The organism is Luteimonas sp. GW821-FHT14E02 (assembly GCF_058803905.1).
Window position 1 is genome coordinate 78,614 of the sequence record NZ_JBXAPK010000004.1, and the last position, 12,916, is coordinate 91,529.

General features: G+C 62.9%; 12 protein-coding genes and 1 tRNA gene. 12 read left to right on the plus strand and 1 reads right to left on the minus strand.

Annotated features, from left to right (window positions below; translation table 11 throughout):
• The first annotated feature begins 21 nt into the window (after window positions 1-21).
• Window positions 22-1,512 carry an MFS transporter gene (locus AC1RNP_RS08060; protein WP_493050742.1) on the plus strand — a complete coding sequence of 497 codons (1,491 nt, stop codon included), beginning with the start codon at window positions 22-24 and terminating at the stop codon, window positions 1,510-1,512.
• Complete coding sequence (locus tag AC1RNP_RS08065) at window positions 1,512-3,218, plus strand: alpha-amylase family glycosyl hydrolase (RefSeq protein ID WP_493050992.1); 1,707 nt, start codon at window positions 1,512-1,514, stop codon at window positions 3,216-3,218. The genes AC1RNP_RS08060 and AC1RNP_RS08065 overlap by 1 nt, the downstream gene beginning before the upstream one ends.
• A 158-nt stretch (window positions 3,219-3,376) precedes the next feature.
• Here the strand turns inward: AC1RNP_RS08065 and AC1RNP_RS08070 are convergent, their stop codons facing one another.
• Complete coding sequence (locus tag AC1RNP_RS08070) at window positions 3,377-4,405, minus strand: LacI family DNA-binding transcriptional regulator (protein WP_493050743.1); 1,029 nt, start codon at window positions 4,403-4,405, stop codon at window positions 3,377-3,379.
• Window positions 4,406-4,737: 332 nt separating this feature from the next.
• Here AC1RNP_RS08070 and thrS point away from each other — a divergent pair, with 332 nt between their 5' ends.
• The 10 genes from thrS to AC1RNP_RS08120 all read left to right on the plus strand — a co-directional run bounded on the left by thrS (window position 4,738) and on the right by AC1RNP_RS08120 (window position 12,880).
• Entirely contained in the window at window positions 4,738-6,642 is a 1,905-nt protein-coding gene (thrS, locus tag AC1RNP_RS08075; protein WP_493050744.1) for a threonine--tRNA ligase, read from the plus strand.
• 65 nt (window positions 6,643-6,707) lie between these two features.
• Window positions 6,708-7,253: a translation initiation factor IF-3 gene (gene infC, locus AC1RNP_RS08080; protein ID WP_226470119.1), complete on the plus strand. Its 546-nt coding sequence runs from the start codon at window positions 6,708-6,710 to the stop codon at window positions 7,251-7,253.
• Window positions 7,254-7,515: 262 nt separating this feature from the next.
• A complete protein-coding gene (gene rpmI, locus AC1RNP_RS08085) occupies window positions 7,516-7,713 on the plus strand; it encodes a 50S ribosomal protein L35 (protein ID WP_226470118.1) in 198 nt (65 codons plus the stop codon).
• Between the two features lie 13 nt (window positions 7,714-7,726).
• Window positions 7,727-8,086, plus strand: coding sequence for a 50S ribosomal protein L20 (rplT, locus tag AC1RNP_RS08090; RefSeq protein ID WP_226470117.1), 360 nt, complete (start codon window positions 7,727-7,729; stop codon window positions 8,084-8,086).
• 183 nt (window positions 8,087-8,269) lie between these two features.
• On the plus strand, window positions 8,270-9,265 hold the full coding sequence (gene pheS / locus AC1RNP_RS08095; RefSeq protein ID WP_493050745.1) for a phenylalanine--tRNA ligase subunit alpha: 996 nt from the start codon (window positions 8,270-8,272) through the stop codon (window positions 9,263-9,265).
• A 79-nt stretch (window positions 9,266-9,344) separates the two neighbouring features.
• Window positions 9,345-11,735, plus strand: a complete 2,391-nt coding sequence (gene pheT / locus AC1RNP_RS08100; protein WP_493050746.1) for a phenylalanine--tRNA ligase subunit beta — start codon at window positions 9,345-9,347, stop codon at window positions 11,733-11,735.
• Window positions 11,736-11,862: 127 nt separating this feature from the next.
• Window positions 11,863-12,168: an integration host factor subunit alpha gene (locus AC1RNP_RS08105; protein ID WP_226470114.1), complete on the plus strand. Its 306-nt coding sequence runs from the start codon at window positions 11,863-11,865 to the stop codon at window positions 12,166-12,168.
• Window positions 12,161-12,517 carry a MerR family transcriptional regulator gene (locus tag AC1RNP_RS08110; protein ID WP_226470113.1) on the plus strand — a complete coding sequence of 119 codons (357 nt, stop codon included), beginning with the start codon at window positions 12,161-12,163 and terminating at the stop codon, window positions 12,515-12,517. Before AC1RNP_RS08105 ends, AC1RNP_RS08110 begins: the two co-directional genes overlap by 8 nt.
• 31 nt (window positions 12,518-12,548) lie before the next feature.
• Complete coding sequence (locus AC1RNP_RS08115) at window positions 12,549-12,776, plus strand: hypothetical protein (protein WP_493050747.1); 228 nt, start codon at window positions 12,549-12,551, stop codon at window positions 12,774-12,776.
• 27 nt (window positions 12,777-12,803) lie between these two features.
• A tRNA-Pro gene (locus AC1RNP_RS08120) sits at window positions 12,804-12,880 on the plus strand.
• Window positions 12,881-12,916 lie beyond the last annotated feature (36 nt).

Consider the following 12,916-nt stretch of genomic DNA (forward strand, 5'->3'; position numbering starts at 1 on the left):
CATCGCCGACGGGTGTAGTGCATGACCGGTAAACCGCAACTGTCGTTCTGGCAGATCTGGAACATGTGTTTCGGATTCCTGGGCATCCAGTTCGGTTTCGCGCTGCAGAACGCCAACGTCAGCCGCATCTTCCAGACCCTCGGCGCCGACGTCGACGAGATCCCGATGCTGTGGATCGCGGCGCCGTTGACCGGGCTATTGGTGCAACCGATCGTTGGTTATTTCTCCGATCGGACCTGGACGCGCTTTGGGCGCCGCCGCCCGTATTTCATGGCGGGCGCGATCCTCGCCACGCTCGCACTGCTGGCGATGCCGAATTCGCCAGCCTTGTGGATCGCGGCTGGCTTGCTGTGGATTCTGGACGCATCGATCAACGTCTCGATGGAGCCATTTCGCGCCTTCGTCGGAGACCAACTGCCGCAGAAGCAGCGTCCGACCGGCTATCTGATGCAGAGCTTCTTCATCGGGATCGGATCCGTTATCGCGAGTCTGCTGCCGTGGCTGCTGGCGAAGGCTGGCGTCGGAAACACGGCAGGACCGGGCGAGGTGCCGGACACCGTGCGTTATGCATTCTATTTTGGCGGCGCCGTGCTGTTTCTCGCGATCCTGTGGACGGTGCTGCGCACGCGGGAATATCCGCCGGAAACCCTCGAAGCCTGGGATGAAGCGCCGCCATTGCCCGCGCGTGATTTCGAACCGAAACGCATCCGGCGTCATGCCGTTGCGTGGCTCGTCGCGGGCATCGCCGCCATTGCCGCGATCGTAGAGTGGAGGCTGGACAAGCAGTTGCTGATTCTCGCTGGTCTCATGATCTTCTACGGCGCCGCATTGCTGATCCGAACCTGGCTGCGCTCCACGAATGCCTTCACCAATATCGTCGACGACATGCAGGAGATGCCGTCCGCCATGCGCACGCTGGCGGTGGTGCAGTTCTTCTCCTGGTTCGCGTTGTTTGCGATGTGGATCTACACCACCTCGGCGGTTGCCGATGTGCATTTCGGCAGCACCGATGCCACGTCGGCGGCTTATAACGAGGGTGCAAACTGGGTTGGTGTGTTGTTCGCGGCCTATAACGGCTTCGCGGCGCTGGCGGCGATCGCGATTCCGTGGATGGTGCGGATGTTCGGCATTCGTTTCAGCCATCTGATCAATGCGGTGCTCGGCGGGCTCGGCCTGCTGTCGATCACGGTGATTCGCGACCCGCAATGGCTGCTGCTGTCGATGGTGGGTGTCGGCTTCGCCTGGGCATCGATTCTCTCGCTGCCCTACGCCTTGCTGTCGGACAGCGTGCCGGCGCAGAAGATGGGTGTTTACATGGGCATCTTCAATTTCTTCATCGTGATTCCGCAGCTGGTGGCGGCCAGTGTTTTGGGCGTGCTTTTGAAAACATTTTTCGGTGGAGCGCCAATCCAGGCGTTGACGATCGGTGGCATCAGCCTGGTTGTCGCGGGACTCTGCGTGCTGCGCGTTCCGCAACCCAGGCCCGTATCACAAACTTCGGTGGCGCGATGATGATGCGATTGCTGGCTGGTCTGGCATTGTTTTCGCTGGCAGCTGCGATTGCTGGTTGTCAGCCTCAGAGTGACCCTGCCGCTCCGAAGAAGAAGGCAATAGCTGACGAGTATTACGGAACGCTGGAGCCGTTCGCGGCGAACGCGGTGTACTTCGTTGTGACCGACCGCTTCGTGAATGGCGACACCGGCAACGATCATCGTGATCAAGGCGGTGAACATCGCACTTTCGATATTCCGATCTCGGGTCCGAATGGCGAGAGCGACAACATCGGTTACCTCGGCGGCGATTTCAAAGGCATCGTCGATAACGCCGACTACATCCGGGGGATGGGATTCGATGCGGTGTGGGTCACGCCCATTGTGGACAATCCCGACGAAGCCTTCACCGGTGGCAAGCCCGTCACCTGGGGTAGCTTCCTGACGGATCGCGGCAAGGCCGGCTATCACGGTTATTGGGGCGTGAATTTCTACCGTGTCGACGAACATCTACCGAGCCCGGGCCTTGATTTCGCCGGTTTCACGAAGGCGATGCACGCGAAGGACCTGAAGGTGGTGCTGGACATCGTCGGCAACCATGGTTCTCCTGCGTACACCATGCCGAAGGCACAGCCGAAGTTCGGTCAGGTCTTCGACAAGGATGGCAGGCTGGTGGCGGATCACCAGAACCTGCCGCCAGCGAAGCTCGATCCGGCACACGATTCCTTGCACGCGTTCTATAACACCAGCGGCGGGTTGGCGGAGCTGTCGGATTTCAACGAAAACAATCCGGCGGTGCTCGATTATCTTGCCGGTGCATATGAACAGTGGATCGAGCAGGGTGCCGATGCGTTCCGCATCGATACGATCGGCTGGATGCCGGATGCGTTCTGGCAGAAATTCACGAGCCGCATTCGCGCCAAGCATCCCGGTTTCTTCATGTTTGGCGAAGCCTTCGATTACGACGCGAACAAGATTGCCCATCACACCTGGCGCCGGCATGGCGAAACCAGCGTGCTGGATTTTCCACTGAAAGCGGGGCTGGCCGAGGTGTTCGGCCATGCCAATGCCGGGTTCGAAAGGCTGGTCGAGCCGCTGTATTTGGAAAACGGCCCCTTCACCAATCCGTATGAGTTGATGACGTTCTATGACAATCACGACATGCCGCGGCTGGATGCCACGGATTCGGGATTCATCGATGCGCACAACTGGCTGTTCACCACACGCGGGATTCCGGTGATCTACTACGGCTCCGAGGTCGGATTCATGCGTGGGCGTGCCGAGCACGCCGGCAATCGCAATTACTTCGGCCAGGAACGCATCGAGGCCGCACGCGGGAATCCGATCCGGTCATCGCTGGCACGCATCGCCTCGGTGCGACAGGCTTCGCCCGCGTTGCAGCGCGGCTTGCAGTTGAATGTGCGTCTAAAGGGCGATGAGGCGGTGTTTTATCGCGTATATGCGCACGGTGGCGAGCATCAGATCGCGTTTGTCATGCTCAACAAAGGAAATGCCGCGAAGCGCATGGAAGCTCGTGAGTATCTAGAGCCCGGGACATGGCGCGATGCGTTCGATGGCCGTGATTCGACGGTGCAGGAAACGCTCGCGGCGGACGTTCCGGCGCATGGTGTGCGCGTGTTTCTTTACGACGGTCCGATTACAAGGAGTGACCTGCGGGCAAAATTAGCGGAGTTGATGACGCGCAAGTCATCGCGGCCAGCGCAGTGAGCGGTGAAGTCCGGATCGCTTTCGGTTCAAAACGGCTAAGGAAGCTCTGAATAACTCAAATCGTCATCCCGGCGAAAGCCGGGATCCAGCTTTTTCAAACACGTTTCGAAGAACTGGATCCCGGCTTTCGCCGGGATGGCGGTTTTTTCAGAGCTTCCCTAAACGCCTGTCGAGGCCCGCAAGATCAGCTTCGCGGGAATCGTCTGATTCTCGACCTGTTCGCCTTGGATCAGCCGCAGCAGGCTTTCGACCAGCAGCGTGCCGGCAAGACGCGTGTCCTGTTGCACCGTCGACAATGCCGGGGTGACCAGACTGGCCATGGGAATGTCGTCGAAACCGGCGACGGCGACGTCGCCCGGGACACGCAAACCATGCTCCGCCAATGCACGCAAGGTGCCGATGGCGATCAGGTCGCTGGCGCCGAAAACGGCGTCGAAGCTTTCGCCATTCGCCAGCAGAGTGATGGCAGCCTCATAGCCGGATTGCTCGGTCGTGATCGCATCGGCTTGCAGCGATGCCACGGGCTCCAGTCCGGCCTCGCGCAAGGCGGCGGTATAGCCGCGATAACGTTCCAGGAATTCGGGATAGTGCTCGGAGGCATGTCCGAGGAATGCGATGCGGCGACGCCCTTGCGCGATCAGATGCGCGGTGATGTCGTGTCCGCCCTGCACGTTGTCGCAACCGATCGAAACGCCCGGTTGGTCCTTCGACGCCGATCCCCAGCGCACGAAGTGCGTGCCGCGCTCGGCCATCCGCAGCAGCCGGGATTGCGATTCGAGATAGTCGCCGTAGCCGAGCAGCAGGATGCCGTCGGCCTTGTGGCTGTCCTCGTATTCGGCCTGCCAGTCCTCGGACAGCTGCTGGAAGGAGATCAGCAGGTCGTAACCGCGTTGGCCACAGGCGCGGGTGATCGAGCCCAGCATGGAGAGGAAGAACGGGTTGATCTGCGAATCGTCGGGCGTGGGATCCTCGAAGAACAGCAGGGCGATCGTGCCCGAATGCTGCCGGCGCAGGTTGGAGGCGTTCTTGTCGACCTTGTAGTTCAGCTGCTCGGCGATGGCGAGGATACGGCGGCGGGTCTCCTCGTTGACCATGGGGCTGCCGCTGAGCGCGCGCGACACCGTTGGCTGGGAGACCCCGGCCAGGTGGGCGATGTCCAGCGATGTCGGTTTGCCCCGGGTCGTCATGCGGCGCGGTCGTGGTGGGGGAGCAGAATGATACGCCCGGTGCCGATGGGGCTTTCCGAACGCTAAATCCGCGTTAGAATTCGGCCATCCACCCCGGGGATAAGGTGGCCCGCGGAAACGCCGGCCGAGCGTGCGACATGAGCACTACCACCGCCCATCGCTGAACCTTCCCGAGGCTCCGAAAAACGGCGCTTCGGTGCCGTTTTTTTATGCCCATACGTTCGTCCCTGAACAAGAGGCCGACCACCTCACCACGCTGACGGCGTGGTTCGATGGCCGGACTTTTCAATGCAAAAGCCCGTCCTGCGGGCATCTGGATTCGCTCGATACCCATGATCACGATCACGCTCCCCGACGGCAGCCGCCGCGAATACGAACACCCCGTTTCCGTCATGGAAGTGGCCCAGTCCATCGGCCCGGGCCTGGCCAAGGCGACCCTCGCCGGCAAGGTCGACGGCCAGCTGGTCGATGCCAGCGACCGCATCGATCACGACGCGACGCTTTCGATCATCACGCCCAAGGACGAGGAGGGGCTGGAAATCATCCGCCACTCGTCCGCGCATCTGGTGGGCCATGCGGTCAAGCAGTTGTATCCGACCGCGAAGATGGTGATCGGCCCAGTGATCGAGGAAGGCTTCTTCTACGACATCTGGTACGAGCGCCCGTTCACGCCGGACGACCTGGCTGCGATCGAGAAGCGCATGGTCGAGCTGATCGACCAGGATTACGATGTGGTCAAGAAGATGACGCCGCGCGCGGAAGTCATCGACGTGTTCAAGTCGCGCGGCGAGGACTACAAGCTGCGCCTGATCGATGACATGCCCGATGAGACACAGATGGGCCTGTACTATCACCAGGAATACGTCGACATGTGCCGCGGCCCGCACGTGCCGAACACGCGCTTCCTGAAGGCCTTCAAGCTCACGCGCATTTCCGGCGCGTACTGGCGCGGCGATTCCAAGAACGAGCAGTTGCAGCGCATCTACGGCACCGCCTGGGCCGACAAGAAGCAGCTGGCGGCCTACATCCAGCGCATCGAGGAAGCCGAGAAGCGCGACCATCGCAGGATCGGCAAACAGCAGGATCTGTTCCATCTGCAGGAAGAAGCGCCGGGCCTGGTGTTCTGGCACCCGAAGGGCTGGTCGATCTGGCAAGTGGTCGAGCAGTACATGCGACGCGTCTATCGTGAGAGCGGCTACGGCGAAGTGCGCTGCCCGCAGATCCTGGACGTGTCGCTGTGGCAGAAGTCCGGCCACTGGGACAACTACAAGGAGAACATGTTCTTCACCGAATCGGAGAAGCGCACCTACGCGGTCAAGCCGATGAACTGCCCGGGCCATGTCCAGGTGTTCAATCAGGGCCTGCACAGTTATCGCGATCTGCCGATCCGTTACGGCGAGTTCGGCTCCTGTCATCGCAACGAGCCCTCGGGCGCGCTGCACGGGATCCTGCGCGTGCGCGGCTTCACCCAGGACGATGGCCACATCTTCTGCCGCGAGGATCAGATCGAGGCCGAGGTCACCGCTTTCCATCGCCAGGCCCTGGCGGTCTATCAGGACTTCGGCTTCGAGGACATCCAGATCAAGATCGCCCTGCGCCCCGAACCGCGCCTGGGCGATGACGCCACCTGGGACAAGGCCGAGGCCGCCCTGCGCAGCGCCCTGTCGGCCTGCGGGGTGGAATGGCAGGAACTGCCGGGCGAGGGCGCCTTCTACGGCCCCAAGATCGAGTATCACCTGAAGGACGCCATCGGCCGGACCTGGCAGCTGGGCACGATGCAGGTTGATTTCATGATGCCTGGCCGCCTCGGCGCCGAATACGTGGACGAGCACAGCCAGCGCCAGACCCCGGTCATGCTGCACCGGGCCATCGTCGGCTCGATGGAGCGGTTCATCGGCATCCTGATCGAGCACCATGCTGGTGCATTCCCGGCCTGGCTGGCGCCGGTGCAGGCAACTGTGATGAATATCACGGATAATCAGGCCGACTACGTCGAGGAAGTTCGGAAAACCCTTGTAAATCAAGGCTTCCGGGTCGAATCGGATTTGCGGAACGAAAAGATCGGCTATAAGATTCGCGAGCATACGCTCCAGCGCGTGCCGTATCTGCTCGTAGCGGGTGACCGTGAAAAGGAAAACGCGGCCATCGCTGTGCGCTCGCGAACGGGGGAAGATCTGGGCTCGATGTCTGTCGCAGACTTCGCCGCGCGCTTGCGTAGCGAGCACGTGGTCGCTTGAAGCATTGACTTCGCATGCCCATATTCGTGCGTGCGCGGTAGGCCCGGATGCGGAATGCATCCGGCATGAGTCATCTTGGAGATCGAAACATCAGTACCCCTGAAAAGCAGAATCGCCGCAACAACGAAATTCGCGTCCCACGCGTGCGCGTGATTGGGTCCGACGGCGAAATGATCGGCGTGCTCACGCGCGATGAAGCGCTGCAGATGGCCGAGGACGAAGGCCTGGATCTGGTTGAAATCCAGCCCAACGCCGATCCGCCGGTCTGCAAGATCATGGATTTCGGCAAGTTCCGCTTCGAGCAGCAGAAGAAGGCCAACGAGGCCAAGAAGAAGCAGAAGCAGGTCGAGATCAAGGAAATGAAGTTCCGCCCGGTCACCGACGAGGGCGACTACCAGATCAAGCTGCGCAACATGCGCCGCTTCCTGGAAGAGGGCGACAAGATCAAGGTCAACATCCGCTTCCGTGGTCGCGAGATGAGCCATCAGGAGCTCGGCCGTGAAATGGCCGCGCGCATCGAGGCCGATCTCGGCGAAGACATCGTCATCGAATCCCGCCCGCGCCTGGAAGGCCGGCAGATGGTGATGATGATCGCGCCGAAGAAGAAGTAACCGGCGTCCGCTCCCGGCGCCAAAGCCGGAGCGAACCCCCTGATTTGCAAGGAAAACCGGGGCAGGGCATAATGCTCGGCCCGGTTCGCCGGGTTGTTTTTGCTGTATTTGGACCTGTCGCGAGTTTCCCTTTTGGAATCAGCGACTTACAAGCCGGCACGGGCAGGACGGAAAGTCCGTCTTTTGACTTCGCGACGTAGTCGCAAAGTCAAATTAAAGGCGGCGCCCAGGCCAGTCGAAGAAAATCCCTAAGGAAATCGCTATGCCCAAGATCAAGACGCATCGGGGCGCGGCCAAGCGCTTCCGGAAGACCGCTTCCGGCAAGTACAAGGCAGGCCACGCCAACCGCAGCCACATCCTCACCAAGAAAGCGACCAAGCGGAAGCGCAATCTCCGGCAGACGAATCACATTCGTGCCGAAGACAGCGGCCGTCTGGACCGCATGCTGCCGTATCTCTGAGGAGGGCTGAACAATGGCACGAGTCAAACGTGGTGTGCAGGCACGCCGCCGTCACAAGAAAGTCCTGAAGCAGGCCAAGGGCTATTACAACGCCCGTCGCAAGGTCTTCCGCGTCGCCAAGCAGGCGGTGACGAAGGCTCTGCAGTACGCCTACATCGGCCGCAAGCAGAAGAAGCGCCAGTTCCGCACGCTGTGGATCGCGCGCATCAACGCCGCGGCCCGCATCAACGGCCTGAGCTACAGCCGATTTATGAACGGCCTGCTGAAGGCCGGCATCACCCTCGACCGCAAGGTGCTGGCGGACATCGCCGTGCACGACGCGAAGGGTTTTGCGGCCTTGGCCGAAAAGGCGAAGGGCGCGCTCGCGGCGTAATCCGCGATCTCCACAGAAGCAATACGAAGGCGGTGCGAATCGCCGAATACGTGGGGAAGGGCGCAAGTCCTTCCCCACATTTCGTTTGAGCGTTCGTTTTTGTTCGCGATTCCCGCATCGGGGTGCGCAGCCAGCGCACCGGAACGGAAATGACGAGCGAATAGATTTGCGAGAATCGAAGCAATGAGTGACGTCGAACAAATCAAGGAACAGGCGCTGGCCGACATCGCCTCGGCACAGACACCAGACGCGGTCGAAGCGCTGCGCGTGGCGCTGCTCGGCAAGTCCGGCAGCATCACCGCGCAGCTGAAGTCGCTGGGCGCGCTGCCCGGCGATCAGCGCAAGGCGGCGGGCGAAGTCATCAACCGTGCGCGCGACGCCATCGGTGAAGCGCTGACGGCGCGCAAGGCGGCGCTCGATGCCGCAGTGCTGGATGCGCGCCTGGCGGCGGAAACCATCGACGTGACCCTGCCCGGTCGCGACGCCGCGCGCGGCGGCCTGCATCCGATCAGCCGCACCATCGAGCGCATGGCCGACATCTTCGGCCGCATGGGCTACGACATCGAGAGTGGCCCGGAAATCGAGGACGACTGGCACAACTTCGAGGCGCTGAACTTCCCGCCGCACCATCCGGCGCGCGCGATGCACGACACGTTCTATTTCGAGGACGGTCGCCTGCTGCGCACGCATACCTCGAACATGCAGATCCGCTACATGCTGCAGCACAAGCCGCCGCTGCGCATGATCGCGATTGGCAAGGTGTACCGCTCCGATTCCGACCAGACCCACACGCCGATGTTCCACCAGTGCGAGGGCCTGGTGATCGACGAGCACGCCAGCATGGCGGACCTGAAGGGCACCATCGCCGAATTCGAGCGTGCGTTCTTCGAGCGCGATTTCGCCATGCGCTTCCGCCCGAGCTACTTTCCCTTCACCGAGCCGTCGGCGGAAGTCGACATCGCATGGGAGCAAGCCGACGGCAGCACGCGCTGGCTCGAAGTAATGGGCTGCGGCATGGTGCATCCGAACGTGCTGCGCAACTGCGGCATCGATCCGGAGCGCTACACCGGCTTCGCCTTCGGGATGGGCGTGGAACGGCATGCGATGTTGCGCTACGGCGTCGATGATCTGCGCAGCTTCTTCGACAACGACGTGCGCTTCCTGAAGCAGTTCGCCTGAAGACAAACGGCGAGCGGTTGGCAAGACGGCAAGAGTCGTCTTTCCGCCGGCCGCTCATCGCTGACCGGATGAGTAAGCAATGAAATTCTCAGAAAACTGGCTCCGCCAACACGTCGAGGTCAATGCCACGCGCGAGCAGCTGGCGGCGACGCTGACCGCGATCGGCCTGGAAGTCGAGGACATCACGCCGCTCGGCGCATCACTCGATGGCGTGGTCGTGGCGCGCATCGTCGAGAGTGCGAAGCATCCCGAGGCCGATCGCCTGCAGGTGTGCCAGGTCGACGCCGGCAAGGGCGAACTGCTGCAGATCGTCTGCGGCGCGCCGAATGCGCGTCCCGGCCTGGTCGCGCCGCTGGCGACGATCGGCACCAGGGTCGGCGAGATCGTCATCAAGGCGGCGAAGCTGCGCGGCGTCGAATCCAACGGCATGCTGTGCTCGGCGAAGGAGTTGGGTGTGGATGCCGATGCGTCCGGCCTGCTGGAGCTTCCGGACGACGCGCCGATTGGTGTGCCGCTCGCCGAAGTGCTCTGTCTGCCCGATGCCAGCATCGAACTGAAGCTCACGCCCAACCGCGCCGACTGCTTCGGCATCCGTGGCATCGCCTACGACGTCGCAGCGGCCTGCGGCAGCAAGGTGACGCCGTTCGACGTGACGCCGATGCCGGCGTTCAACGACGCCACCCTGCCGGTGGAACTGCATGCCGGTGCCGACGTGCCGCGCTACTGCGGCCGCGTGATCGAGGGTGTCAACGCGGCGGTGGCGACGCCGCTGTGGATGAGCGAGCGCCTGCGCCGCAGCGGCATTCGCCCGGTGTCGTTCCTGGTCGATGTCACCCAATACGTGATGCTGGAAATCGGTCAGCCGATGCATGCCTTCGATCGTGACACGCTGCGCGGGCCGGTCGGCGTGCGCCACGCGCGCGCGGGCGAGACGACCAAGCTGCTCAATGGCGAAACGGTGACGCTGGACGAACAGTTCCTCGCGATCACCGACGGTGCCGGCGCCGAGGAACGCGTGGTCGCGCTCGGCGGCATCATGGGCGGCTACGACAGCCGCGTTACCGACGCGACGCGCAACGTGTTCCTGGAAGCGGCGCACTTCACGCCGGCGGTGATCATTGGTCGCGCGCGCAAGCTCGGTCTGCACACCGATGCCGGGCATCGCTTCGAACGCGGTGTCGATCCGGAGCTGCCGCGTATCGCGATCGAGCACGCCACGCGCCTGATCGTCGAGATCGCCGGCGGCGCGCCCGGTCCGATCACCGAAGCCGTGTTGCCGGAATATCTGCCGCGCCCGCAGCCGGTGACGCTGCGACGCGCGCGGCTGGCGCGCGTGCTCGGCCTGACGGTGGCCGATGCGGAAGTCGAGCGCATCCTGCACGCGCTCGGTCTGGCCGTGGAATCGGTCGCCGACGGCTGGCGCGTGACACCGCCGACGCGCCGCTTCGACATCGCGATCGAGGAAGACCTGATCGAGGAAATCGCGCGCATCCACGGCTACGACACCATTCCCACCACGCTGCCGGGCAGCACGGCGGGCGTGGTGACGCGGAGCGAGACGCGCGTGGGCGAATCCGAGCTGCGCCGCCAGCTGATCGCGCGCGATTGCCTGGAAGCGATCAACTACGCCTTCGTGGACGCCGCGCTGTTGCAGCGCTGGGATGTCGCGCAAGGCAGCGTGCCGCTGGCCAATCCGCTCAGCGCCGAGCTCGGCATCATGCGCACGCGATTGCTGCCGGGGCTGGTGGAAGCGCTGGCGCGCAATGTGGCGCGTCAGCAGCCGCGGGTGCGGCTGTTCGAGATCGGCAACGTGTTCGTGGCGAATGAAGCGTCCGAGTTCGGACCGATCGAAACCCCGCACATCGCCGCCGCCGTGTATGGCCCCGCGGCATCCGAACAGTGGGGCGTGGCGTCGCGTGCTGTCGATTTCCACGACCTCAAGGGCGATCTCGACAGCCTGGCCGCGCTCTCCGGCGCGCAGCTCGAATATCGCCTGTCACGCGCGCCGTGGGGGCATCCGGGCCGCTCGGCGGACGTGTTCCGCGATGGCGTGCAGGTGGGCTGGATCGGCGAATTGCACCCCCGATTGCAGCGAGCCCTCGATCTCGACCACCCCGTGATCGCCTTTGAGCTGGGGCTTGCGGCATTGCAGCAGCGCGCCGTGCCGCGCGCGGGCGTGCTGTCCAAATTTCCCTCGGTACGGCGCGATCTCGCGTTCATCGTTCCGGAAAATCTTGCCTGGGAGGCGATCTCCGCGACCGTGCGCATGGCCGCGGGCGCCAGTCTGCGCGAGCTGCGCCTGTTCGATCGCTACGTCGGTAAAGGTGTCGAATCCGGTTTCAAGAGTCTCGCCATGGGCTTGATTCTGCAGGACGATTCCCGCACTCTGACCGACCGCGACGTGGATGCGGTGGTGGCCGAAGTCACGGCTGCCCTGGCTTCCGCGCATGGGGGGCGGATCAGAAGTTGAAGGAGTGGCGCTGTGCCTCCGGGCATTGCGCGATTCCTGAATGCCCGACCATGGACGGTGGGGCAGGACGTCCGGAGACAGTGTGGGCTGCGTCATGGATGGCATCAGGGTTTGTAAAGGAGCAGACATGGCGGCACTGACGAAAGCGGAAATGGCCGAGCGGTTGTATGAAGAAGTCGGCCTGAACAAGCGCGAGGCGAAGGAATTCGTCGACGCGTTCTTCGACGTGCTGCGCGAAGCGCTGCAGCAGGGGCGGCAGGTGAAGCTGTCGGGCTTCGGCAATTTCGATCTGCGCCGCAAGAATCAGCGTCCCGGACGCAATCCCAAGACCGGCGAGGAAATTCCGATTTCCGCGCGCACGGTGGTGACGTTCCGTCCCGGACAGAAGCTGAAGGAGCGCGTGGAAGCCTACGCAGGCGGTGACCATGCTTGATCCCGGCAGCAATCGCGAACTTCCGCCGATCCCGGCCAAGCGCTACTTCACCATCGGTGAGGTCAGCGAGCTGTGCGACGTCAAGCCGCACGTGCTGCGCTACTGGGAGACCGAATTCCCGAGCCTGAGCCCGGCCAAGCGCCGCGGCAACCGTCGCTACTACCAGCGCCACGACGTGCTGATGGTGCGGCAGATCCGTGGCCTGCTGTACGAGCAGGGCTACACCATCGGCGGTGCGCGCCTGCGCCTGGAAGGTGATGGCGCCAAGCAGGAATCGGCGCTGAGCAGCCAGATCGTCAAGCAGGTGCGGATGGAGCTCGAGGAGATCCTGCAGCTGCTGCGCCGCTGATCCTGTCTGCGTTCAAGGAGGAAGGAAAGACATGGGAAGTTTCAGCATCTTTCATTGGCTGATCACGCTGGGCTGCTTCGTGGTTCCCGTGGCGGTGATCGTGCTCGTGATCTGGCTTGTGGTCCGGAAGCGCGAGGCGCCGCCACCGATCGCCTTGCCGCCGGCTGTTGGGCAGGAATCCGTAGGATCGGCTGAGTCAGCCGGGTCGGCTGGATCGGGGCCGCAGACCGGAGACAGGCAGGAAGATTCCAAAGAGTGATCGACCAGAGGGTATAATCCCTCGCACCGGGGTATAGCGCAGCCTGGTAGCGCACTTGTCTGGGGGACAAGTGGTCGTCGGTTCAAATCCGGCTACCCCGACCAAATTACCGTCTCGTGACGGCTTTGAAAGTCCAAGAA